This window comes from Paeniglutamicibacter quisquiliarum (genome assembly GCF_019084045.1).
GTDB classification, from domain to species: Bacteria; Actinomycetota; Actinomycetes; order Actinomycetales; family Micrococcaceae; genus Paeniglutamicibacter; species Paeniglutamicibacter quisquiliarum.
The window spans coordinates 18,127-40,334 of record NZ_JAHRED010000015.1; the positions used below are offsets into that span (position 1 = coordinate 18,127).

At 68.6% G+C, this 22,208-nt stretch carries 20 protein-coding genes; 9 read left to right on the plus strand and 11 right to left on the minus strand.

Annotation, left to right across the window (positions count from 1 at the left end):
- Positions 1-59: 59 nt before the first annotated feature.
- Positions 60-1,121: a CPBP family intramembrane glutamic endopeptidase gene (locus KRR55_RS19120; RefSeq protein WP_217390907.1), complete on the plus strand. Its 1,062-nt coding sequence runs from the start codon at positions 60-62 to the stop codon at positions 1,119-1,121.
- 107 nt (positions 1,122-1,228) lie between these two features.
- On the plus strand, positions 1,229-1,963 hold the full coding sequence (locus KRR55_RS19125; protein ID WP_217390908.1) for an SGNH/GDSL hydrolase family protein: 735 nt from the start codon (positions 1,229-1,231) through the stop codon (positions 1,961-1,963).
- Here the strand turns inward: KRR55_RS19125 and KRR55_RS19130 are convergent.
- The 5 genes from KRR55_RS19130 to KRR55_RS19150 all read right to left on the minus strand — a co-directional run bounded on the left by KRR55_RS19130 (position 1,960) and on the right by KRR55_RS19150 (position 7,441).
- Entirely contained in the window at positions 1,960-2,595 is a 636-nt protein-coding gene (locus KRR55_RS19130; protein ID WP_217390909.1) for a response regulator transcription factor, read from the minus strand. The two genes, KRR55_RS19125 and KRR55_RS19130, sit on opposite strands and share 4 nt — an antisense overlap.
- Positions 2,595-3,818: a sensor histidine kinase gene (locus KRR55_RS19135; RefSeq protein ID WP_217390962.1), complete on the minus strand. Its 1,224-nt coding sequence runs from the start codon at positions 3,816-3,818 to the stop codon at positions 2,595-2,597. Before KRR55_RS19135 ends, KRR55_RS19130 begins: the two co-directional genes overlap by 1 nt.
- 259 nt (positions 3,819-4,077) lie before the next feature.
- Positions 4,078-5,490 carry a phytoene desaturase family protein gene (locus KRR55_RS19140; RefSeq protein ID WP_217390910.1) on the minus strand — a complete coding sequence of 471 codons (1,413 nt, stop codon included), beginning with the start codon at positions 5,488-5,490 and terminating at the stop codon, positions 4,078-4,080.
- Positions 5,480-6,919, minus strand: a complete 1,440-nt coding sequence (locus tag KRR55_RS19145; protein WP_217390911.1) for a glycosyltransferase family 87 protein — start codon at positions 6,917-6,919, stop codon at positions 5,480-5,482. Before KRR55_RS19145 ends, KRR55_RS19140 begins: the two co-directional genes overlap by 11 nt.
- Before the next feature lie 75 nt (positions 6,920-6,994).
- The gene (locus tag KRR55_RS19150) at positions 6,995-7,441 is read right to left on the minus strand and encodes an SRPBCC family protein (RefSeq protein ID WP_217390912.1); all 447 of its coding nucleotides are present in this window, start codon (positions 7,439-7,441) and stop codon (positions 6,995-6,997) included.
- Between the two features lie 144 nt (positions 7,442-7,585).
- On the opposite strand from KRR55_RS19150, the gene KRR55_RS19155 reads away from it, so the two are divergent.
- Positions 7,586-9,301: an alkaline phosphatase D family protein gene (locus tag KRR55_RS19155; RefSeq protein ID WP_217390913.1), complete on the plus strand. Its 1,716-nt coding sequence runs from the start codon at positions 7,586-7,588 to the stop codon at positions 9,299-9,301.
- 22 nt (positions 9,302-9,323) lie between these two features.
- Here the strand turns inward: KRR55_RS19155 and KRR55_RS19160 are convergent, their stop codons facing one another.
- On the minus strand, positions 9,324-10,277 hold the full coding sequence (locus tag KRR55_RS19160) for an acyl-CoA thioesterase (RefSeq protein WP_217390914.1): 954 nt from the start codon (positions 10,275-10,277) through the stop codon (positions 9,324-9,326).
- Between the two features lie 140 nt (positions 10,278-10,417).
- On the minus strand, positions 10,418-10,972 hold the full coding sequence (locus tag KRR55_RS19165) for an NAD(P)H-dependent oxidoreductase (protein ID WP_217390915.1): 555 nt from the start codon (positions 10,970-10,972) through the stop codon (positions 10,418-10,420).
- A gap of 670 nt (positions 10,973-11,642) precedes the next feature.
- On the opposite strand from KRR55_RS19165, the gene KRR55_RS19170 reads away from it, so the two are divergent.
- The 4 genes from KRR55_RS19170 to KRR55_RS19185 all read left to right on the plus strand — a co-directional run bounded on the left by KRR55_RS19170 (position 11,643) and on the right by KRR55_RS19185 (position 17,374).
- Positions 11,643-11,900, plus strand: coding sequence for a metal-sensitive transcriptional regulator (locus KRR55_RS19170; protein ID WP_217390916.1), 258 nt, complete (start codon positions 11,643-11,645; stop codon positions 11,898-11,900).
- 240 nt (positions 11,901-12,140) lie between these two features.
- Positions 12,141-14,693 carry an ATP-dependent Clp protease ATP-binding subunit gene (locus tag KRR55_RS19175; protein ID WP_217390917.1) on the plus strand — a complete coding sequence of 851 codons (2,553 nt, stop codon included), beginning with the start codon at positions 12,141-12,143 and terminating at the stop codon, positions 14,691-14,693.
- Positions 14,694-14,810: 117 nt separating this feature from the next.
- Positions 14,811-15,794, plus strand: a complete 984-nt coding sequence (locus tag KRR55_RS19180; RefSeq protein ID WP_217390918.1) for a matrixin family metalloprotease — start codon at positions 14,811-14,813, stop codon at positions 15,792-15,794.
- Positions 15,795-16,117: 323 nt separating this feature from the next.
- A complete protein-coding gene (locus KRR55_RS19185; protein WP_217390919.1) occupies positions 16,118-17,374 on the plus strand; it encodes a styrene monooxygenase/indole monooxygenase family protein in 1,257 nt (418 codons plus the stop codon).
- 79 nt (positions 17,375-17,453) lie between these two features.
- Here KRR55_RS19185 and KRR55_RS19190 read toward each other — a convergent pair whose 3' ends face one another.
- Together KRR55_RS19190 and KRR55_RS19195 are read right to left on the minus strand one after the other, a co-directional pair.
- Positions 17,454-18,116, minus strand: coding sequence for a hypothetical protein (locus tag KRR55_RS19190; RefSeq protein ID WP_217390920.1), 663 nt, complete (start codon positions 18,114-18,116; stop codon positions 17,454-17,456).
- 89 nt (positions 18,117-18,205) lie between these two features.
- Positions 18,206-18,616, minus strand: coding sequence for a DUF302 domain-containing protein (locus tag KRR55_RS19195; RefSeq protein WP_217390921.1), 411 nt, complete (start codon positions 18,614-18,616; stop codon positions 18,206-18,208).
- A gap of 233 nt (positions 18,617-18,849) precedes the next feature.
- Between KRR55_RS19195 and KRR55_RS19200 the strand changes: the two genes are divergently transcribed.
- Entirely contained in the window at positions 18,850-19,389 is a 540-nt protein-coding gene (locus KRR55_RS19200; protein ID WP_217390922.1) for a hypothetical protein, read from the plus strand.
- 246 nt (positions 19,390-19,635) lie between these two features.
- A complete protein-coding gene (locus KRR55_RS19205; protein WP_217390923.1) occupies positions 19,636-19,947 on the plus strand; it encodes a hypothetical protein in 312 nt (103 codons plus the stop codon).
- Between the two features lie 91 nt (positions 19,948-20,038).
- Here KRR55_RS19205 and KRR55_RS19210 read toward each other — a convergent pair whose 3' ends face one another.
- Together KRR55_RS19210 and KRR55_RS19215 are read right to left on the minus strand one after the other, a co-directional pair.
- Complete coding sequence (locus tag KRR55_RS19210) at positions 20,039-21,337, minus strand: J domain-containing protein (protein ID WP_217390924.1); 1,299 nt, start codon at positions 21,335-21,337, stop codon at positions 20,039-20,041.
- Positions 21,338-21,467: 130 nt separating this feature from the next.
- Entirely contained in the window at positions 21,468-22,115 is a 648-nt protein-coding gene (locus KRR55_RS19215) for a hypothetical protein (protein WP_217390925.1), read from the minus strand.
- Between the last annotated feature and the right edge of the window lie 93 nt (positions 22,116-22,208).

Below are 22,208 nucleotides of genomic sequence, written 5' to 3' on the forward strand. Positions count from 1 at the left end.
CGGGAAGATCCTCCCAATTGGCGAGGCGCCCGGGGCCCCCGGTGAGACAGAATGGTGGCATGAACACGATTCCGCCGCCGCACCAGCCCCCGGCTCCCGGCCCGCAGCCCGGCCAGTACCCGGCCGCGTTGGTTCCGGTGCCCCCGCCCCCGGCCAAGCCCTTGCCCTTCCACCGCATGGCACGCACCTACTCCGCCTACCGCTGGTGGAAGCCGGTTATGGTGGGGCTCATCGCCCTGGGACTGTACCTGGCCCTGATTTTCCTGGCCGCGATCGTTTTCCTGGTCGCGACCCTGGCCAATCCGGAGCTGGAAAGCGCAGTCGACGAGTTCATGATCTCCATTGATTCGGTCGACATGTCCGACCCGTTCGTGTTTGTCATCTCCATGGTCTCGCTGATCCTGATGCTGCCGGTGATCCTCCTGGCCACCCGGATGATGAACGTCCAGAAGGTCGGGTCCCTGACCTCGGTGGCCGGGCGCATGCGCTGGGGCTGGCTGGGAGAGTGTGCAGCGGTGGCCCTCGGGGTCCTGGCGCTCAGTTTCGGCATCGGCTTTCTCATCGAAGTCCTCTCCGGCCATCCCTTCGCGCCCGATCTCGGCGCCCCGGACATGTGGCTCCTGCTCGGGCTGACCCTCCTGCTGGTGCCGTTCCAGGCCACCGCGGAGGAATACGTGTTCCGCGGGTACCTGATGCAGTTGGTGGGCGGCTGGCTGCGCCACCCAGCCTTCGCCATCCTGCTGCCCATCCCGCTCTTTGTCCTGGGCCACGCCTACGACATCTACGGGCAGCTGGACGTGGGCTTCTTTGCCCTGGCCGCCGGCTGGCTCACCTGGCGCACCGGCGGGCTGGAGGCCGCCATCGCCCTGCACGTGGTCAACAACTCCGTCATCTTCGCACTCGGCGCCGTCGGCCTGGTCGATGTCAGCGTCACCGAAAGCGACCTGCCCAGCCTGCTCGCGTCGATGGCCACCACCATCGTGTTCGTCCTGGTCATCGTGCGGTTGGCCAACAAGCGCAAGCTCCAGCGGCTCAGCGTCCCGCCCGCGCCGGCGCCGGCGCTCGCCGCACCGGGACACTGGGTGCAGCCCGGGGACGGGAACGCACCGCACCAGCCCTGATCCGACGCCTGTCCCAGCCCGCGGCGCAACGCGTAGGCTGGGACATCGACGGGTGAACCAGGAGCCACCGGGTTGGACGCGCCGTTCGCCCGGAGAAGGGACCACAGATGGAGCACGTGCCGCGACGTCGCCTGCAATCGGCTGTCCGCCTGGTGGCGGCACTCTCGGCCGCGCTGGTGTTGGCCGGCTGCCAGGCAGTCGGGCCCGACAGACCGTCCGCGGAAAGCCCTTCGGCGTCCCCGAACGCTGTGCGCCAGGTGGTGGTCATCGGGGATTCGCTGAGCACCGGATTTGGCACCGGGCCGCAGCACGGGTGGCCGAACCTCATCGCCGCCTCGCCCCGGGACGATGCCCCGCCGCTGGAGATCCGCAACAGCGCACAAAACGGGAGCGGATACCTGAACGTCGGCCTCACCGGCACCACCTTCGCGTGGCAGGTGGAGCAGGCGGTGACACCGGAGGCCGACCTCGTGATGTTCTTCGGCTCGGTCAACGACCTGCACCACGACCCCGCGGCGCTGGAGCCGGCCGTCGCGGAAATCTATGCGGCGGCCAGGCAGCGGGCCCCGCAGGCCACCCTGCTGGTGGTCGGGCCGCCGGCCTACAGCGCCCTGCCCGAGGCCAGGCGCCTGGCCGTCAGGGACCTGGTCAAGCGCCAGGCGCTGGCCGCCGGGGCACGCTTCGTCGATCCCATAGCCGAGGGCTGGCTCGTCGAAGACCTCGACCGGTTCGTGGGGCCGGACGGCCTGCACCCCACGGTGGAGGGAAACCACCACCTGCGCGACAAGATGGAGCCGCTCATGCTGGAGGCGCTGCGCGCGGGGTCCGCCGCGGCCGGCTAGCGGATGAGCCTGATGCCCCGCGCCCTGTCGATGGCCGCGGTGCGGTTGTCCACCCCGAGCTTGTCGTAGATGTGGATCAGGTGCGTCTTGACCGTGGACTGGGAAATGAACAGTTCCGCGGCGATTTCCTTGTTGCTCCGCCCGCGGGCCAGCAGCTGCAGCAACTCGAGCTCGCGCGGGCTCAAGTCCGTGGAGTTGGCGCGTGCCTCGGGGGTCACCCGCGCGGCGATGTCCGCCGAGAGCACCTGTTCCCCGGCCGCCGCCGCTTCGACGGCCGCCAGCACCTCGGGCAGCGGGGCGTCCTTGAGCAGGTAGCCGGCGGCACCCGCGTCCAGTGCCGCCCGGATGTCCGCATCCGAGTCGTAGGTGGTCAGGATCAACACCGGCGGGCCGCCGATCGCGCGGATGCGTGCCGTCGCGGTGACCCCGTCCATGCCGTCCATCTGCAGGTCCATCAGCACCACGTCAACCCGCTGGCCCAGCGTTTTCAGCCGCTCCAGCTGCGCCAGGGCGGCGGCCCCGTCTGCCGCCTCGGCCAGCACCGAGAGCCCGCCCTGTTCGGTGAGCACCGCGCGCAGGCCGGCGCGCACCACCGGGTGGTCATCGACCAGCATGATCTTCAGGTTGGGCATCAAGGCCTGCTTTCTGCGGTGGTGAGCGGGATGCGCACGGCCAGGACGGTGCCCTCGCCCGGCGCGGATTCGATTTCCAGGGATCCACCGAGCAGTCCCAGGCGTTCGCGCAGGCCGGCCAGCCCGTAGCCGGTGCCGTCGGGCCGCGGCCCGGCCGGGAGGTCGCCGGTGTCCATGCCGTCGCCGTCGTCGAAGATATCCAGGGTGACGGCATCGGGCAGGTACCCGAGGCTGAGGACCGCGCGCCTGGCATGCGCGTGGGCCGCGACGTTCGCCAGCCCGGACTGCGCGGCCCTAGTCAGCGCGGCGGACACCTGGGCCGGAAGGGCGGTGGCGGTGCCGTCCTGCCGGAATGCGACGTCGAACCCGTGGCCGGCAGCGGCGGCGGTGCGCTCGGTGGAGGCACAGAGCCGGCGCAGCTTGCCGGCCAGGGACTGGGCGCCGTCGCCGGCCGTGGACAAATCCGCCACGAAGTCGCGGGCCTCGGCGAGGTTCTCGGAGGCGGTGGTTCCGATGGTTTCGAGCCGTTCTGCCGCGGCCGTGGTGTCCCCCGCCGCCAGGGCCGCGGAGGCGGAGCGGGAGACCAGCACGATGCTGGAGAGTCCCTGGGCCAGGGTGTCGTGGATTTCGCGGGCCAGCCGGGTGCGTTCGGCCAGGGTCCCGGCGCGGTGCTGTTCCTCGGCGAGCGCCGCCCGGGTGGCCCGCAATTCGTCCAGCGCCAGGCGCTGGTTCACGCCCTCGGTGTACAGCGCCCGGTAGGCCATGCCCATGACGACGGCGAAGATCGCGCCGACCACCGGTCCCAGGATCTGGGGCAGGGCGAGGGAGCCGGAGTGGTACCAGCCGGCGGCCACGACCGCGGCGGTCAGCAACGCGACAGCGACGAGCGAATGGCGCTGGCCCAGGATGTGCAGGTGCAGGAAGAAGAGCGGGAACGCCAGCCAGGAGTAGTCGGCGTGCAGGTAGAGCAGCACGAGCCACAGCAGCACGACCCCCGCCAGCCACCAGGGTGCCCAGCGCACCGTGCTTGGCGCCCGTCCGGCGGCATGCCGCTTCTCCGCAATGGTCCCGGCCAGGTACAGCGCGGCCAGCAAGGCGGTGAGGGCGACGGCGGTGATCCGCCGGGGCATCGTCGCTTCGGAAAGCAGCACGCGCACCAGCCCGACACCCAGCAGTGCGGCGAAGCCTACGTGCAACCCCACCCGCAGGACGCGCAACACCATCTCGCCGGCCGAGGCCGTTGGGGCGTCTGCAAGGCCCGGCTTGGCACCGGGGCTTGGTTGCTGGGCAGGATCGGTCACATCACCCAGCGTAGCGCCGCACCTTCACCGACCGGCTCCACCAAATGGTTGAGTCCAAGCGTCGTCTCCCTCGGGAAACGGCCGGAGCTCCCCCTGTTCATCGCGGAATCCAGCGAAGTTTAAGGATGTATAGGGGAGTATAGGTTTTTTCTTATACTTTCTCCCCGCAGATTCTCGCTGCCTAAATTTGGATCCCAAACTCGTGGCGCAGGGCGCTAAGGGCGGCCAGGTGACCGCTCATTCCGTGCACCGAGGGACCCGGCGGGGTTGAACTGGAAGCCAGGTAGATCCCCTGCGCCGGTGTCCGCCATGGATCGGTGGACAGCGTGGGGCGGATCAGCATGCCGCGCATGTCCGTCGCCCCGCCCGAAAGGTCCCCGCCGACCAAGTTGGGGTTCTGCGCGGCCAGTCCCGGCGCGGTGACAGCTTCGCTGTATTCGATGGTGTCGGTGAAGCCCGGGGCCACTGCCTCCAGCTGGCGGTTCATCACGGCGGTGAGGTCCGCGGGGCTGCCGTTGGGCACGTGGCAATAGGCCCAGAGCACGTGCTTGCCCGCCGGTGCCCGGCCTGCATCGAAGCGGCTGGGCTGGGACACGATGGCGTAGGGCGCGGCCGAGACATCGGTGCGCACCCGGCGTTCCTCCCGCCCGATCTGCGCGGCGGTGCCGCCCAGGTGGATGGTCCCGGCATCGGCGAGCTGCCGGTTGCGCCACGGCACCGGGGCGTTGAGCACGTAGTGGATGAGGCAGGAGCCCGGTGCCCGGCGCGTGCCGGTGAGGATGTCCTTGTACTTCTGCGGCAGGGACTTCTCCGCGATGGAGGCCAGGGCCTCCGGCGAGGTGTCGAACAGGACTGTCTTTTCGGGGATCTGGGCCAGGTCGGTGACCTCGGTGTCCAGCTCGATGCTCCCCCCGGCCTCAACGAACATTTCCGCCAGCGCATCGGAGATCGCCTGCGAGCCGCCGATGGGGATCGGCCACCCCCCGGAGTGCGCCGCGGCTGCGAGGAAGAGGCCTGCACCCGTGGATGCCGGTCCGCGCCCTCCCCCGGCGGTGTGGGCGCAGCAGCCGGCGACCATCGCCGCGGCGATCTCCCCGGTTCCCAGTCCCGGGACCATGAGCTGCGCTGCGCGCAGCCCGAAGACGGACAGGGCGCCGAGCTGCCGGGGCGCGCGCAGCAGGGGGTGGAGCAGCAGCTCCGCGGTCCCCTCCATGCGCTCGACGACGGGTCCCAGGATCCTTTGGTACCCGGGGCCGTCGGCCCCCAGCTCCCGGACGGTCCGCTCCAGCTCGCGCCAGGCGATGCCGGCCCGGCCGTCGGGAAGCGGGTGGGCGAAGGAGATTTCCGGGACCACGAAGTCCACACGGTCCCGCAGGCCGATCTGCCCGAAGAACGGGGAGAGCAGCGCCATCGGGTGGACCGCGGAGCCCAGGTCGTGGATGGCGCCGGGGTACCCGAGCTCCCGGGTGCGCGCGGCACCTCCCACGGTGTCGTTGCGCTCAAGGAGCCGCACCGAAAGCCCCGCCCGGGCCATCGTGAGGGCTGCGGCCAGCCCGTTGGGTCCGGCCCCGATCACTGCGGCGTCATGCGCCATGCTTTGCTCCCAAAACGAACTTGTCTTCCGCCCCGGCAAAGGCGCCGGCCTGCGGGTCGAACTGCCCCACCCGGCGCACCGGGTCCAGTTCGGGGTCGTACATCGACTGGACCACCCGGTACATCAGGTACCCGGTCGCGATCATGTGCCCCAGCACGGCAAACACGTAGAAGGAGGTGGGGAACGTGTTGGAGGCCTGGATGTCGGCGGTGGTGGCATAGAGGTACATCCAGATCGCCCAGAAGTGCAGCACCTCGAAGAGCTGCCAGATGAGGAAGTCCTTCCACTTCGGCCAGGCCAACGCCGCCAACGGGATCAGCCACACCACGAACTGCGGGGAGTAGACCTTGTTGAACATGATGAAGGAGGCGACGATGAGGAACACCAGCTGGCCCAGCCGCGGGGCCACCGGGGCGTTCAGGCCCAGGTAGGCGATGAAGGCGCAGCTGGCCACGAAGAGCCCCAGGGCCAGGGCGTTGATGGCGGAGGCATCCAGCTCCTGCATCTGCGGCACGACGCCGGCGGTGACGTTGAAGATATGCCAGAAGGAAGACAGTCCCGCCCCGCGGTCCTCGGTGAAGGTGAAGAAGTGCTTCCACGCCTCGAAGTTCGCCAGGGCCAACGGCAGGTTCACCACCAGCCAGGACAGTGCGGCCCCGGCCAGGGAGACCAGAAGCGGCCTGTACCTGCCGGTGCGGATGGCCAGCACGATCACGGCGCCGAAGAAGAGCAACGGAAAGACCTTCATCGCCGTGCCCAGGCCGATGAGCACCCCTGCCAGGAAGGTGTTCTGCCGCGAGAAGGCGAGCATGGCCAGGGCCAGGAACGCCACGGCCCACATGTCCCAGTTGATGGAGGAGGCCAGGATCATCCCCGGGGCCAGCGCCACCATCGCGGCGTCCCAGGGCCGGCGCCCGGCGGTGCGCGCTGTAGCCACGACCACCACCAGCCACAGTCCCGCCACCAGGAAGAAATTCAGGTCAAAGAAGGCAAGCGACCTGTTGAATTCGCCTTGCGGGACCAGCGCCGCGGTCAGCGAGGCGATGACCGACATCAGCACCGGGTACTCGAACTCGGCGCCGGAGGCGAAGGGCGCGAAGGCGTTATCGGCGAAGCCGCGGGCGTGGAAGAGCGCCGTCCAGTCCGAGTAGCAGGCCCACGCGTAGGGGTTGGTGCCACCCCAGCCGTTGATCCTGCAGGCGTTTTTCGCCAGGACCGCCAGCAGGGCCGCGATGACGGTGAAGATGACCAGCACGCGCTCGACGGTGAAGAACCCGGGGGTGATCCGCCCCGGGCTGGAGTGCCTGCCCAGCGGCCCGCCGATGACCTCGGTGAACTTGCGCAGGAAGGCGTCGCTGCGGCTCGGCACGGTGATGCGCATCGGGGCGAGCCGCTGCTTCGGGGGGCCCGGGGCGGGTGGTTGGCTCATGGCTTTCAGCCTAGTGCCCGGCACTCGGCGGTGCGTGATGCGCGGTGGCGCACGGTGTTTTGCCCTCCGGAATGCCTACCACTCGCGGCCGGGGAACTGCGCGGCGAGCCGCTCGAGGGTCTTTTCCATGTTCGGGCCGGTGGTCCGGGTGAAGCCCAGTAGCCGAAGCATCCATTTATGCCGCAGCCGGCTGGCGTCCCAGGTTTCGCTGACCATTGTCCCGGAATCCTGGGGCTCAAGTTCGTAGCGCCAGCGGTGTCCGCTGAAATGCCTCCACGCAATCGACCGGTCCTGCTCGAATTCGACCACGGTGTTGCTGATGCGATAGGGAACGCCCAGGCGCATCTGCATGCCGAATTCGCTGCCCAGGGCGAGCCGCTGCTGCCGGCCGCTGGAGGCCCGCACCGTTCCGGAGCCGTCGATGACCGGGTGCATTTCGGGATTCGCGAGCAGCTCGAAGACCTCGTGCGGGGCGGCGGGGACGAAGCGGCGGCGGGTCTGCAGGTAGCGGGAGGGAGTCATCAGCCCATCCTATGCACCTCCCGGACCGCGCCGGGGCACATCGGACCGGGACAGGGGCCGTCCTGGCTTTCATGGGGGATCGGTCTATGCCGGAGGTTTCCGGTGTGCCATTCTGGGTTGACCGGCACCATTGGAGGGAACCCGATGAGCACTGGAACCACAGGCCAAGAGCCGTCCCGGGGCCTGCTGCTCGGCCCGCTGCTTCGCCACGTGGACGAAACCAACGCGAGCATCTGGGTCGAAACCGCGATGGCCTGCACCGTCGAGGTCCGTTGCGGCGCGGATGCCTGGCGCGCGGCGACCTTTGGCGCCCACGGACACCACTACGCCCTGGTCGAGGTCTCGGGGTTGGAGCCGGGCAGCGTGTGCCCCTACACAGTGCACCTGGACGGGGTGCCGGTCTGGCCCCTGAAGGACGGCTTCCCCGACTCGATGATCGCCACCCTGGACCCGGGTCGGGCGCCGCGGCTGGCCTTCGGCTCCTGCCGAACCAGCATTCCGCACGACGAAGCCGGCAACCGCACCCACGGAATCGACGCGATGCGCGCCTATGCGCTGTCCATGGCGGCGCCCGGGCACGGCCGCTGGCCCGATGCGGTGCTGTTCCTCGGCGACCAGGTCTATGCCGACTCGACCAGCCTGGAAATGCAGGAGTTCATCCGCAGGCGGCGCGACATCAAGGAGGAACCCGGCGCCGAGCTGAAGGACTTCGAGGAATACGCCCACCTGTACCGCCTGGCCTGGTCGGACCCGGCCAACCGCTGGCTGCTCTCGACGCTGCCCAGCGCCATGATCTTCGACGACCACGACATCCGCGACGACTGGAACTCCTCCATCAGTTCCAAGCGCAAGATTGAGCAGACCACATGGTGGCACGAGCGCCTCGTCTCCGGGCTCGGTTCGTACTGGATCTACCAGCACCTCGGCAACCTCTCGCCCGGCCAACGGGCGGAAGACCCGTTGTGGCGGCTCGTCGCGGACCACACGGGTCCCGGAGAGCTGGACCTGGGCCCGGAACTGGTCGCATTCGCCGAGCGCGTCGACACCGAACCCGAAAGCCACCGCTGGAGCTACTGCCGGGACTGGGGCGGGGTGCGCCTGGTAGTACTCGACTCGCGGGCCGCACGCAGGCTCGACCCCGAGCAGCGCGCCATGCTGGACCCGGGGGAACTTGCCTGGCTCGACGAGCGGATGCGCGGCGGCTTCAACCACCTGCTCATCGGCACCTCGCTGCCCTTCCTGTTGCCCATGGGCCTGCACCACGTCGAGTCCTGGGACGAGGCGATCTCCAGTTCAGGGCGGGGGCGGCCGGGGGCGTGGCTGGGCGAGCGGCTGCGCCGCAAGCTTGACCTTGAGCACTGGGCGGCGTTCCAGCGTTCCTTCCAGGAGGTGGCACGCATCGTCACCGAGGTCGCCGACGGCAAGCGCGGACCCGCGCCGCAGACCGTCACGTTCCTCTCCGGGGACGTGCACTTCTCCTACGTGTCGGAGATCGAACGCGGGCACGGCAGCCGGATCCTCCAGGCCGTCTGCTCCCCGATCCGCAACCCGCTGCCCCGGTTCCTGCGCTACTTTGCCGCGGCCCTTGCCTTTGGTCCCGCGGTCCCGTTCGGGGCCTGGATGGCGCGCCGGACCCACGTGCCAAGCCCTCCCTTCGAGTGGGACCTGATCAAGGGCCCCTGGTTTGACAACAACCTGGCCATCCTCGAGGACACCGGCGACGGGCTGGCTGTGAACTGGTTTACCGGGGTGGCGCGGGACGGGGATCCCGCGCACCCCGGGTTGAAGACTGTCGCCGTCGCCTCCCTCGCCGCCCGCCGGGACGAGCCGCATCGGGAGGACTCGCCGGAACCGGCGTAAACGCCTTCGGGCCGCCCCGGCCTCAGTAGACCCGGGCCGTGGCGAATTGCAGGGGGCTCAGTTCCGCCCGCCGCCGGACCAGGTCCACGGCGTGCGCATCAAGCCGCCGGTCCTCCTCGCTGGCGGGCACCAGCTGCCGCACCTCGGAAGCGCGGCCGGAGTCGTCGCGGGTAACGAAGATGGTCATGCACTGGGTGGTGTCGCGCCACTGCGTTTCGCGGGGGTCCCGGGCGCGCACGTGGACGGCGATGTGCATCGAATGCGGGCCGGTGTGGATCAGCCGTGCCTCGAGCTCGACGATGTCGCCGATGTGGATGGGGTTGGTGAAGTGGATGCCCCCGGAGTAGACGGCCACCGCGTCGTCGCCGCACCAGCCCATGGCACAGGCCCGCGCCACCTCGTCGATCCAGCGCATGACGATCCCGCCGTGCGCATTCCCGCCCCAGTTCACGTCGGTCGGGGAGGCCAGGAACCTGAACCGCTCACGCGGCGCGGTGCCCGCATCCGTGTACTCCTGGGCCAGCATGGCGTCGCGGATCTCGGCACGCGCGGCCACGCGGGCCGCGGCCCCCTGGGCCAGCTGGGCTGCCTCGGCGTCGGCGGGCTCCCACGGCGGCACCGCCTTGGCGCGGCGGTTCTCGTCCATCGCCACGAAGACCAGGATGCAGTCCATGGCCGGCCTGAAGACCCGTTCGCGCACGTCGGCGGCGTCGACGGTGACCACCACCTGCATGCTGCTGCGCCCGGTGTGCACAATCCGGGCGGTGACCTCGATCAGGTCGCCGTTTTCGATGGGCCGGGTGAAGTGGACGTTCCCGACGTAGGCGGTGACGCAGTACCCGCCGGAATAGCCGACCGCGCAGGCGTACCCTGCCTTGTCGATCCACTCGAGCACCCGTCCGGCCTGGACCGTGAGCCCGTCTTCGGAAACATCGGTCGGGGCGGCGAGGAAACGCAGCGTCATGACGTCGTTCATGTGCCAATACTAGCCACGCCCGCGGAACTGCGTCGGTCCACCATACCTGCGCCGAAGACGCCTGTGGCCGGCACCTTGGGGATAAGGTGCCGGCCACTGGCGTGGTTCATCGCCCCGGAGGGGGCAACGGGATGTGGGGACTAGTTGCTTTCGGCGGCGGCGCGGATGCCTTCGAGCACGGCTGCGACCTGGCCCACGACCTCGGCGTCGTCCTTCGGGTGGGTCTCGGCAAAGCGGACCAGCGAACCCGGGATGGAGAGCTTGACGTCTTCCAGCACGGTGGCGCCGGCGATGCCAACGGCCTTGCGGGCCTCGTCCTGGGCCCACACGCCGCCGAACTGGCCGTAGGCGGTGCCGATGACGGCGGCCGGCTTGCCGAAGACGGCGCCGGCACCCATCGGGCGGGAGAGCCAGTCGATGGCGTTCTTCAGCACTGCAGGCATGGTGCCGTTGTACTCCGGGGAGACCAGCAGCAGGGCGTCGGCCGCACCGGCGGCTTCGCGCAGGGCGACAGCGGCCGCCGGAACCTGGCCCTCGACGTCGATGTCCTCGTTGTAGAACGGAATGTCCTCGATGCCGGAGTAGATGTTCACCTCGACGCCCTCAGGAGCGTTCGCGGAGGTCGCCTCGGCCAGCTGCTGGTTGGTGGAACCGTTGCGGAGGGATCCGACGAGGGTAAGGACTGTGGTTGCCATGGGGAGAGTCTCCTGTTTCGGTGGCTGTGCTTGATGCGTCAATCAAACTCAACCGCCCGCGGGGCACCCCCATTCCCGACCCGGAAGTGACGTGCGACACCACGCGCCCTGTTCGACGGCCACGCCGAAACCCTTTCACCAGGCAAGGGCAAATCATTGCCTTCGGCAAAAAAGCGCGCCAGCCGCTTCGTCGAGCATGCAGTTCTTAGCCGGAGGGCCACCGCAATCCCCGGCCACACGGAGGGCGTCCACCGCAACGACGTCCCCGCGCCCCGAGCGCCAGTGAGACGGCCACCCCGCGCGATATCCACGTCCCAAACGCACGCCACGAGCAGCGCTTCGCAGCGGGCACCCACAACTTCCCGCGCCCGGGTCGTGACTCCAGGCCGCCGAATGCCCCGGACTATCGGCCGATAAGGCGCGCGAAAAAGCCCTTGGCGCCGCCCTTCTTCGCGGACCGGTTCGCATCGCAGGAGCAGCGGTCGGCCCGAGGCACGTTCGCCAAGACCTGCTTGACATGCTGGCCGCAACCAGCCCAAGTGGCCTTTCCGCACTTCCGGCACTTGACTACTCGACACATGCAATTGCTCCTTGTTTTCCAGCGTTCAGACCAGGGTCAAACGCCCTGACATGTCCGATTGAGAAGTCGACCACCCCGGAGGAACCTGTCATGCAATTGGATTCTGACACCATGAGACCGGCAATCAACAGGCTCAAAAGAGCCCAAGGCCAACTCAACGCCGTGATCCGCATGCTCGAAGAAGGTGCTGACTGCCGCGACGTGGTCACGCAACTTTCCGCCGCCTCCAAGGCGATCGACCGCGCCGGATTCTCCATCATCGCCAACGGCCTGGAGCAGTGCCTCTCCAGCGAGAACCCCGCGGCCGACCGGGTCGACATGGAAAAGCTTTTCCTCACCCTGGCATAGCAAGGATCGCGCCGGCACGGCGGGCCCCGAACGGATGGAATTCATCGGCACCGGACATATACATCCGTCGACCGACCGCTTTTCGCCCGGCGAATCGGCAAGGGCCGGGCACTCCGGCGCGCACCGCCCCTTCATCTCGCCGTGGGCGAACACGACCCCTCCGGGTTGGTGCACGGGAATAATCTGTTGGCATCCGCGTTAACTTGAGTCGATGGCACTCAAGTATCCATAGGAGGAAACATGCCAGCATTTTTTGGCCCGTCAGGCGCCGGCAACGGCTCTTTCGAGGATTTCCTGGCACGCTATCTGCAAGGACAGCGCACCAGCCGCCTCGGGCGCCCCATTGACATCACCCGGCTGCTTAGCCGCCATACACATGAGGTGCTGACCCGTGCAGCGCAATTCGCCGTCGAACACGGACACAGCGACATCGACGCGCTTCATCTGCTGCGCGTGATGCTCGAGACCGAGCCCGTCGGCGAGGCCCTGCGCCGCTCGGGTGCCGACGCCGCGGCAATCGCCCGCGACGCCGAACAGCGCCTGCCCGAATCCGGGCCGCGACACAACGAATCGGCCCCCGCCCTGACGCCCTCCGCCCAGCGCGCCCTGCTGGACGCCTACCAGGTGGCCCGCGCCTTCGGCTCCACCTACATTGATCCGGAACACCTGTTCCTGGCCTTCGTGCTTAACACCGAGTCCCCTGCAGGGCAGGTGCTGGGCGCGGCCGGGGTCACCCCGCAGTCCCTGCAGGCTGCCGCCGAGATCGCCGAACAGCCGGCCTCGGCCACGGCACAGAACAAGCCCGCCGAGGGCGGCACACCCGCCAAGGGCCAGACGCCACTGCTCGAGAAGTTCGGCATGGACCTGACCGCCCGTGCCGCCGCGGACGGGCTCGACCCGGTGATCGGCCGCACCGAGGAGATAGAGCAGGCCATCGAGATCCTGGCCCGCCGGACCAAGAACAACCCGGTGCTGATCGGCGAGGCCGGCGTCGGCAAGACCGCCGTCGTGGAGGGCCTGGCCCGCGCCATCGTCGCCGGCGAGGTCCCGGCGCAGCTGTCGGGCAAGCGCGTGGTCGCGCTCGACCTGCCGGCCATGGTCGCCGGGACCCGCTACCGGGGCGACTTCGAGGAACGGCTCACCCAGGTGATGGACGAGATCGCCGCGCAGGACGGGGAAGTGATCGTCTTCATCGACGAGCTGCACACCGTGGTCGGCGCCGGCGGCGGGGGCGAGGGCTCCATGGACGCGGGAAACATCCTCAAGCCGCGGCTGGCCCGCGGCGAGCTGCACCTCATCGGCGCCACCACGCTGGCCGAATACCGCAAGGTGGAGAAGGACCCGGCCCTGGAGCGCCGCTTCCAGCCCGTGACCATCGGCGAGCCCTCGATCGAGGACGCCGTGGCGATCCTGCACGGGCTCAAGGACAGGTACGCCCGGCACCACCGGGTCACCTACACCGACGGGGCGATCCGTGCGGCTGTCGAGATGTCGGCCCGCTACGTGACCGACAGGTTCCTGCCGGACAAGGCGATCGACCTGATCGACACTGCCGGTGCCCGGCTGGGCCTGAAGCGCGGCCCCGGCGTGGACACCGAGTCCTTGGAGTCACGGATCGCCGAGCTCGGCGCCGCCAAGGACCGGGCCGTGGCCCAGGAGCGCTACGAAGACGCCTCGAAGCTGCGCGACGAGGCCGAGGAACTGGGCGCCCGCCTGGCCGAGGCACGGGAGGGCGGTCTCGACACCGCGGCGGCGGTGGTCGACGAAGCCCAGATCGCCGAGGTCATCTCCCGCGCCACCGGCATCCCCGCCGCGCGGCTGACCGAGGACGACAAGTCACGCCTGGCCCGGCTCGAGGACGAGCTCCACGAGCGGGTCATCGGCCAGGACGATGCCGTGGCCGCCGTGGCCAAGGCGGTGCGCCGCTCCCGCACGGGCCTGGGCGACGAGGGGCGCCCGGTCGGCAGCTTCCTCTTCCTGGGGCCCACGGGCGTGGGCAAAACCGAGCTGGCCAAGGCCCTGGCGGCTTCCCTCTTCGGTGACGAATCGGCCATGGTCAGGTTCGACATGAGTGAGTTCGGCGAGCGCCACACGGTCTCCCGTCTGGTCGGCGCCCCTCCGGGGTACGTCGGCTACGACGAGGCCGGGCAGCTGACCGAGCGCGTGCGCCGGCGCCCCTACTCGGTGGTGCTGCTGGACGAGGTGGAGAAGGCGCACCCGGACGTGTTCAACCTGCTGCTGCAGGTGCTCGACGACGGCCGGCTCACCGACGGGCAGGGCCGCACCGTGGACTTCCGAAACACGGTCATCATCATGACCTCCAACCTGGGATCGGAGTTCCTGGCCAGCCGCGGCGCCCCGCTGGGCTTCGGTTCCGATTCCGGGGCCGGGTCCGAGCGCGAGCTCCGCGCCAAGGTGATGGGCCGGCTGCGCGAGACCATGCGCCCGGAATTCCTGAACCGGATCGACGAGACGGTGCTCTTCCGCAAGCTGGAGGCCGGGCAGCTGCGTGAGATCGTCCGGCTGCAGCTGCGCCGCACCGAGGCCCGGCTCGCCGCCCACGGCATCGGCCTGGAGGTCGACGAGGCAGCGGTCGGCTGGATCGCGCAGGAGGGCCACGAACCGGAGTTCGGCGCCCGCCCGCTGCGCCGGGTGATCCAGCGCGAGCTCGACGACAAGGTCGCGGACCTGCTGGTCAGCGACGAGCTGGCCGGCGGCGGGACCGTGGAGGTCACCGCCGACGGGTCGGGCCTGCGGGTCGCGGCACGCCGGGAGGCGGCGCTCGCGGCGTAGCCGTCGACGGACCGGGGCGGGAAGTTCATTCCCGCCCCGGTTTTTCGCATTTTTCGGCCTATGCTTGGGTGGTGTGGGGCTGGGGAGCCCCGCACGGGCACCAACCTTGGGGGAACAATGCCGCACGAACCACAGTGGAACCACGATGCCGACTCCGCGAAACGGGGTCCGCATCCGCGCACCGCGCCCAGCGGAAGGGTCCCGCAATGGGTCCTTGACCAGGATGCACGCCGTGCCGAGGCACCGGTTTTCGGTGCCCGCGCCACCGCCCCGCCGAAGCCTTCCAGACGGCGGAAATCCCGGCGCGGTCGCGGCCCGCGCCGCGCGTGGAACCTGTGGCTCGTCATCGCACTTCTGGTGGGGCTCTATTACAGCCCCGGGGTCCTCGAGCGGCACATCATGCCGGCGATCACACCGCTGGTTCCCGGCTCCAATGTTCCGCCGCGCGGGGTCGAGGCGGCGGCGGATCCCCTGGGCAGGCCGCCGGAGGGCACCGGCTCCGGCTCGTTCCGACTGCAGGAGTCCCCGGATCCCGCCCAGGACTTTGTCGCCTACGACCCCTGCCGGCCCGTCCACTACGTGATCCGGCCGGACAATTCCCCGCCCGGCGGCGAGGCCCTGATCCACCAGGCTGTCGCCGAGATCTCCTCCGCCAGCGGCCTGCGCTTCGTCTACGACGGCCCCACCGCGGAGGGGCCAAGCAAGGAACGGGAAACCTACCAACCCGAGCGCTACGGCAAACGCTGGGCGCCGGTGCTGCTCACCTGGTCGGATCCCGAGGAAACCCCTGACCTGGCAGGCGACGTGGGTGGCCTGGGCGGAAGCGACTACGCCCATGTCCCCGGGCATCCCATCGTCTACGTGGCCGGCCAGGTCGTGCTGGATGCACCGGGGCTGGCCCCGATCCTGGGGTACCCCGGAGGGCCCGAACTGCTCCGCGCGGTCGTCATCCACGAGCTCGGGCACGTGCTGGGGCTCGACCATGTCGATGACCCTGGCCAGCTGATGTACGGCGGCAGTAACGACCGCGCGAAGCTGGCGGACGGGGACCGGGCCGGCCTTGCCCTGCTGGGCACCGGCGCCTGCGTGCCGCAACTATAGACACCCTCCATCAGCCGCAGGAGGGAACCCTTCGACCCGGATCTGGAACTCTGCCATTGGTGCGGACGGATCCAGCGGGCACGCCGAAAACTTTTTTGGCATCGAAATCCGGTCCCCAAAGGTACGCTCGAATCTGTCGGGCCTGAACCTCAAGTGACGGCCTGACCAGTGGCTAACCCCTGGGAGGCGGTCTAAGGGCACGCCGGGGACGCAGGTGCCCACGGGCATCCAGGCACCGTGGGCCCCGACCCGTGCCTCGCTTCATCGCCGCCAGCAGCTTCCTGCGCTTTACGCCCCCGTTTCCACGACGAAAGGCAAGAGACATGGGCCAGCGAAAGATAACGATCGTCGGGGCCGGCCAATCGGGCCTGCAGCTCGGCCTCGGGCTACTCCAGGCCGGATATGGGGTCCGCCTGGTGTCCAACCGGACGCCCGAGGAGATCCGGGACGGCCGGGTGGCTTCCAGCCAGTGCATGTTCGCCACCCCGCTCGCCCACGAGCGCTCGGTCGGCATCGACCAGTGGCTCGACGCCCCGCCGGTGGAAGGCATCGGCGTCAGCGTCCCGCACCCGGACACGTCCGGCACCAAACTTTTCGGCTGGCGGGCCCGGCTTGACGCACCCGCCCAGTCCATCGACCAGCGGATCAAGTACCCGGCGCTGATGGAGCTTTTCGCCGGACGCGGCGGCGAGCTGGTATTCGAGGACGCCAATGTCGGGAAGCTCGAACGCTACGCCCGGGAAGACGACCTGGTGATCGTCGCCGCCGGCAAGGGCGAGATCGCCCGGCTCTTCACCCGCGACGCGACCCGCTCCGTCCACGACGCCCCGCAGCGGGCGCTTGCCCTCACCTACGTCCACGGGCTTGCCCCGGAACCCGAGTATTCGACGGTGAGCTTCAACCTGATTCCCGGAGTCGGCGAATACTTCGTCTTCCCCGCGCTGACGCTCAGCGGTCCCTGCCACATCATGGTTTTTGAAGGTGTACCCGGTGGCCCCATGGATTCCTGGGCCGACCTCGGCCCCGAGGAGCACTTCGAAAACTCGCTGCGGATCCTGCGGACTTTCCTGCCGTGGGAGGCCGACCGGGCCGCCGGGTCATCGCTGACCGACCCGATGGGCGTGCTGCAGGGCCGGTACCCGCCCACCGTGCGCCACCCTGTCGCAACCCTGCCCTCGGGCAGGTCCGTGCTGGGCATGGCCGATGTCGTGGTGCTCAACGACCCGATCACCGGGCAGGGGACAAACAACGCGTCGCGCTGCGCACAGGTTTACCTGGAGCAGATTCTCGCCCACGGGGATGCCGGCTTCGATGCGGCCTTTCAGCGGGCCACTTTCGAGGCGTACTTCGCCCAGGCCAAGCCCATCGTCGACTGGACCAACGCCCTGCTTGCCCCGCCTCCGCCCCACGTCCTCAATCTGCTGGGATCCGCCGGCCGGTACCCCGAGATCGCGGCCCGCTTCGCCAATGGCTTCGATAACCCGGCGGACTTCGGCGAGTGGTTTCTGGACCCCATCGGGGCCGAGGAATACCTGGACGCCGCGGCCACACGGGCGGCAACAAACACCACGCCCTCGTAGCCGCGGGGCACATCGGGGTCACCCTTCCGGGTGACGCGGGGTGTTCCGTGGTGTTCGGCCTTGGTGGCCGGGATCGGCACTACCCGGGGAAGCCGAAGCAGGGGAAGAACCCCTCGACCCCGGGCCGGGCCACCTCCACGCAATTGGCCTTGACCAGTTCCAGGCTCGCGGCCGGATCCGTCCCCGACACCGACCGACCAGCGACCTCCACGTTGACCTCGGCGATCGCGTCGCGGCGCAGGTTGTTGTCGACCGCGATGACATTGCCCTCCGGGAAATGGCGAGGGCTGCTGATGACGGTGTGCTCCAGCTCCCCGGTCCCGGTCCACGTGGCGTCCAGTTCCACGGTGACCGGGTTGCCGTCGGAGTCCGTGCCCTCCATGACGGTGGACACCGAAGCATGGCGCAGCCTCGGGTCGGCCACCAGTTCTGCCATGTTCATGGCCTCGGCCTCAAACAAGACGCCACCGCCGCCGGCCGCCGCCGCGGGACCGCAGGTATCCGTGACCCGAACGAAGACGGAAGTAAGCCCCTGCTTGTTGACGGGACCCGGCTGGGCCGCAAACTTGCCCACGCTTGAGGACAGGAACACCTCCGTCAGCTCACAGCCTTCCTCCACGGCCACGTAGGCTCCCCCGTGGGTGGAGGAAATCACGTGGTAGATGTTCGGGGCCGCGGCCGCCGGACCGGCGCCCAACGGGGCCAATGCCAAGACCGCCATCGCTGCCAACATGCGCTTCATGGTGTGCCTGCCTCTCGTGAGTCACCTACAGGGTAGGACTCGCGGAGTTGTCATTCAATGGCAGGCAGGCCACCGGAGGACGGCAATTTTCAGTCGGCGCGCAGTTGGTCCAGCGCCGCCTTCAACCGCGTGTCCGCATCGGAAGCCACCTCGCGAATGGCCGGGTTTCCGCTGACCCGGGCCAGGACCTGCGCGTCAATGGTTTCTATCGTGGTTTCGTCAGCGCCCGGTGCCCGGCGGACCACCACGTTGCACGGCAACAACGCCCCGAGTTCGGGCTCGGTGAGCAGGCCCCGATTGGCAAGGTGCGGGTTGCAGGCCCCCAGGATAATGTAGTCGCCGATCCTGTCGGCCGATTCCGGACTGATTTTCGCCGCCAAGACGGCATGCACGTCAATCTCGGTGAGCACCCCGAAGCCCTGGCGTCCCAGGGCCTCCCTGGTGCGGGCCACGGCTTCCTCCCAATCCAGCGAAACGGTGATGCTGTGCGTGTAGCCCATGGCCGTGCTCCTCATGCTCGTGCGGCGCGCTGCGCCGCGGGATGCCGGTGTTTGCGGCCCAGCCTAGCCGCGATCCGTGACACTGTCTGCCCCACGGGCGGCCGCCGCTTCGGCCGGTCCCGCCGCGGAACGCACCGACCATTTACACGGCGGTTTGCCGTCTGCTAGTGTCCAAGTCAGCGACCTTTTTAAGATCGTGTTTTTGGGGAAACAACTTAATCTTGGGGGAAACCATGAAGAAATCATTGGCTCTATTTGCCATGTCCGGATTCGCCGCTGCTGCCCTGTTTGCCGCCACACCGGCATCCGCGGACTGGTCGGTGGATGCGTCCACCGGAACCGGGTTCGTCGGCAAGGGCGACGTGCAGAACGCGTTCGGCTGGAACGACCACGATCTGCAGGCAAACCACGAGGCGGTCTCGTTCGCGCTGACCGCCGAATCGACAACGACCACCACCTGGTCCTGCCTCAATTCAAAGAACCAGCAGACCCAGGCGCGCTGGCACACTGTCACCTCCAGCACCACCGGCGAACTCCTGCACGACGCCCGAACCAATCCACAGGACAAGGTCACCGGCTTCCTGCTCACCGGGGTGGCCGACGGATCCAGCTCGGTGTCGGAAACTGACGGCCAGAAGCTGAACACCTGCCCCGGCGGGCCCTGGTCCATCGTTGCGGGCAGCTCGAGCACCACGGTGACCGGCGGGGAAGCGGAACTAACCGTCCGATTTGCCGACCAGGCGCAGGTCCTGACGCACTCCGTCGCCGAGTAGCGGGCCGGCTGGGGTCGGATGCCGCGGCGCGGCATCCGACCCCAGCCATGTGGTCCTTCGTCTACTTTCGGCATCATGGCGGCTGCCTTTTGGGCGCCCATGCGTGGGCTCGGCCATTGGTGCCAGCGCATGACGGATCGGCACAAATTTGGACCTCGCCAAACCTTGCAAAACACCCTGGCCGGGAGCTTACTGGGGGTGGAACGCGGCCCCGCGTTCCACCCTTCTCGCACAGGAAATTTGCACATGGGACTCTTGAGGAAATCATTGACAGCTGGTGCCGTGCTCGCCATGGCAACCTTCGCCTTTCTGCCGGCCGCCTCGGCGACCATCCACCCGATCGTTGAGTCGGTCGACTGCGCCAACGCCTCCGCAAACGAGCACCACCCGCTCGGCGATGTGGCGGAGGTTCCCGCGGTTACACCCGGGTACGGCCACCACTCAACCCAAAGCGACCTGAGGTCGCTCATCGTCACTTCAGACGGATTCACCGATTTCAGCAGCCCCGCTTGGTTCGGGCACAAGCTCAACGGCGAGTGCGGACACTCCGGCCCGTAGCGGCGCGCAGCAGGAAGGGGGAGCCACCTCTCGGCGGTTCCCCCGTCCACGTCCGCGGAACCACGGGTCAGTGGATCATTCGCACGCGCCCCTACTTCAGCATTGCGATCATCCGCGCCATCAGATAACGGTCGACCAGCCCTGACTTCCTTCCCTCCAACAGCCAGCATCCGATCATTTCCATGCCGTCCCGGGTATCCGTTGCAGGGATCCCGGTCGGGGAGATGTGCCCAGCCGGCGTAAAGGTGATGGAACCTTCGGCATTGGGATGGATCAATACGTGGCAGCCGACGTCGGCCGCAACTTTCGCCGTTGCCGGGTGCCGCTGGAGGTGGTCCATGTGGATGTCGCGGCGGTCGACGCGGCGGCCACGGACGTAGCCAAGTTTGTCAGCGTCCAGCCACCGGTACTCCCCCGGCTTCCAGAACTTGCTGTCGATGAAGACCACCCGGTCGCCGTTGACCACCGCATGGTCGATGTCCGCGACCTTGCTGCCGGGGAACCGCAGCCCGTGGAAGATCCGCGTTCCCGGGATGCGCAAGAGCGACTCAAGGGCCAACGCGGTGCGTCGCTCGCCCGCCACGCCCTTGGCCACGTTTTCCTTGCTGAACCGGCTCCGGCCGCTGGTCAATGTTCCGCCGCCGATGCCGAACACCCGCTGGTTCGCTGCCCGGCGCGAGGCCGCCCGTGGCCAGAGGCGCCCCAGCAAGAGCACCGCCAGCGCGAACAGCCCGATGGGCAGCGTCGTGGCGACCGAAGGTGCCGCGATCGCCGGGCCGATCAGGGGACCGATGACCATGGCCATGACGCCGAGGTCGACCAGCAGGCGCAGACCCTTGTAGCCCGGCCCGATGGTCTCCGTTTTGTCCAGGGCAGCCTCCCACCAGGACAGCTGTTGCGGGTCAAATGGCTGCTGGGCCTGCGCCGGGGAATCCGGTGGAGACCCAGGCGACCCGGCGGCCGGTGCCCCACCCGCGGGCGGCGCAGCGGCTTGGACGGTACGGGTGCCATCGACTCGAGAGGTGATCGGCGGGCCCGGTTCGGTTGCGGGGAAAGGCGATCCCGCAGTAGGTTCGGGTGCAAGTGATCCCGGTATCCGGCGCTGCTTGGCGGCGTCGGAGTCGGCCCGTGGCGGCAGGGCCCGGTGAACCGGTTCCACGGCGGGCCTTGGATCCACCGGCAGGTATTGTTCGCCGGGCGGAGGTTCGCCCAGCAGCCAAGAATCGTAGTCAAATCGCCGGTCCGGGTCCCCCACAATGGACCATGCCTCCATGATCCGTTCGGTTACCGCCGCATCGCCGCGGTTCCGCCAAATCGCCAACCTGGCGGCCGCATTGATTTGGTTGCGCGACGAGGCGCGCCCAACTTCCAGGTACTCATAGTGATCCAAGGCTTCTCCCCCAAGAAAACGGCCATCGATTCCCCCAACTTATTCCCACCCCGGCCCGGCCGCAAGGGGTTGCGCGAAGAAGCGGGCGCCGGCGGCCGTTGCCAGCCACCGGCGCCCGCGGCAACCGCTCTCAATTCCCCAGCTTTCCCTGTTCGTTCCCCCGCCACAGCACCCAGCCCAGGGCCGCGAAAATCACCATCCACAGGCAAATGGCAATCCGGCCCATCATGTGGGTACCAAAGAGCGCGGGAAGCAACACCACGAAGATCCACACACCGGAGAGCAGCGGCAGGAAACGTGCCGGCCCGTGCCAGCCCTTGGCCCGCAACACGCCGATGCCCGCCAAGACCAGCCCGACGCCGAGCGCCAAGGTCGGGATCCCGTAGAGGGAGGAGACCAACCCGTACAGCGGATCGCCGACCATCGCATGGGCCGCGGTGATGGCAAAGATTTCGACCACGGCGGTCAGGCCCATGCCGGTCAACGAAACCCAGAGTCCCCAACGGGCAAGGCGCGAGGTTCCCACCGCTCGTGAGCGCAGCAGGGCATAAAACATCAGCATCAGGGCAACGTGTTGCAGCGCAAAGAAGACCTGGATCGCGGTGAAACCGGTGGCGTCGAACGGGAAGCTGAACGCTTCCGGGGCAACTTGCGGTGGATACACGAGGAGCAGGATCGCCGACAGGGCACCGGCCGCTGCGCCCACGAAGCCGATGGCCCCAAGGCGCGAAACCCTCCCTCCGGTTCCGCTCACGATTGATATTGACGGGGTTGACATGGTGGTTCCCTTCCTAGTGCCGCCCGGAGCGCCGTTGCCGCGGGGGTTGGCACCAGTGTGCGCGCGGCATTGTTCATCGCGCATCCGTGGAAC

Coding starts and splice junctions, on each gene's coding strand:
- KRR55_RS19130 (WP_217390909.1), bottom strand. CDS start 2,595: ATGCCCAACCTGAAGATCATGCTGGTCGATGACCACCCGGTGGTGCGC.
- KRR55_RS19185 (WP_217390919.1), top strand. CDS start 16,118: ATGGGCCAGCGAAAGATAACGATCGTCGGGGCCGGCCAATCGGGCCTG.
- KRR55_RS19150 (WP_217390912.1), bottom strand. CDS start 7,441: ATGACTCCCTCCCGCTACCTGCAGACCCGCCGCCGCTTCGTCCCCGCC.
- KRR55_RS19180 (WP_217390918.1), top strand. CDS start 14,811: ATGCCGCACGAACCACAGTGGAACCACGATGCCGACTCCGCGAAACGG.
- KRR55_RS19190 (WP_217390920.1), bottom strand. CDS start 18,116: ATGAAGCGCATGTTGGCAGCGATGGCGGTCTTGGCATTGGCCCCGTTG.
- KRR55_RS19195 (WP_217390921.1), bottom strand. CDS start 18,616: ATGGGCTACACGCACAGCATCACCGTTTCGCTGGATTGGGAGGAAGCC.
- KRR55_RS19155 (WP_217390913.1), top strand. CDS start 7,586: ATGAGCACTGGAACCACAGGCCAAGAGCCGTCCCGGGGCCTGCTGCTC.
- KRR55_RS19175 (WP_217390917.1), top strand. CDS start 12,141: ATGCCAGCATTTTTTGGCCCGTCAGGCGCCGGCAACGGCTCTTTCGAG.
- KRR55_RS19145 (WP_217390911.1), bottom strand. CDS start 6,919: ATGAGCCAACCACCCGCCCCGGGCCCCCCGAAGCAGCGGCTCGCCCCG.
- KRR55_RS19205 (WP_217390923.1), top strand. CDS start 19,636: ATGGGACTCTTGAGGAAATCATTGACAGCTGGTGCCGTGCTCGCCATG.
- KRR55_RS19135 (WP_217390962.1), bottom strand. CDS start 3,818: ATGGTGTTGCGCGTCCTGCGGGTGGGGTTGCACGTAGGCTTCGCCGCA.
- KRR55_RS19160 (WP_217390914.1), bottom strand. CDS start 10,277: ATGAACGACGTCATGACGCTGCGTTTCCTCGCCGCCCCGACCGATGTT.
- KRR55_RS19215 (WP_217390925.1), bottom strand. CDS start 22,115: ATGTCAACCCCGTCAATATCAATCGTGAGCGGAACCGGAGGGAGGGTT.
- KRR55_RS19125 (WP_217390908.1), top strand. CDS start 1,229: ATGGAGCACGTGCCGCGACGTCGCCTGCAATCGGCTGTCCGCCTGGTG.
- KRR55_RS19170 (WP_217390916.1), top strand. CDS start 11,643: ATGCAATTGGATTCTGACACCATGAGACCGGCAATCAACAGGCTCAAA.
- KRR55_RS19120 (WP_217390907.1), top strand. CDS start 60: ATGAACACGATTCCGCCGCCGCACCAGCCCCCGGCTCCCGGCCCGCAG.
- KRR55_RS19200 (WP_217390922.1), top strand. CDS start 18,850: ATGAAGAAATCATTGGCTCTATTTGCCATGTCCGGATTCGCCGCTGCT.
- KRR55_RS19165 (WP_217390915.1), bottom strand. CDS start 10,972: ATGGCAACCACAGTCCTTACCCTCGTCGGATCCCTCCGCAACGGTTCC.
- KRR55_RS19140 (WP_217390910.1), bottom strand. CDS start 5,490: ATGGCGCATGACGCCGCAGTGATCGGGGCCGGACCCAACGGGCTGGCC.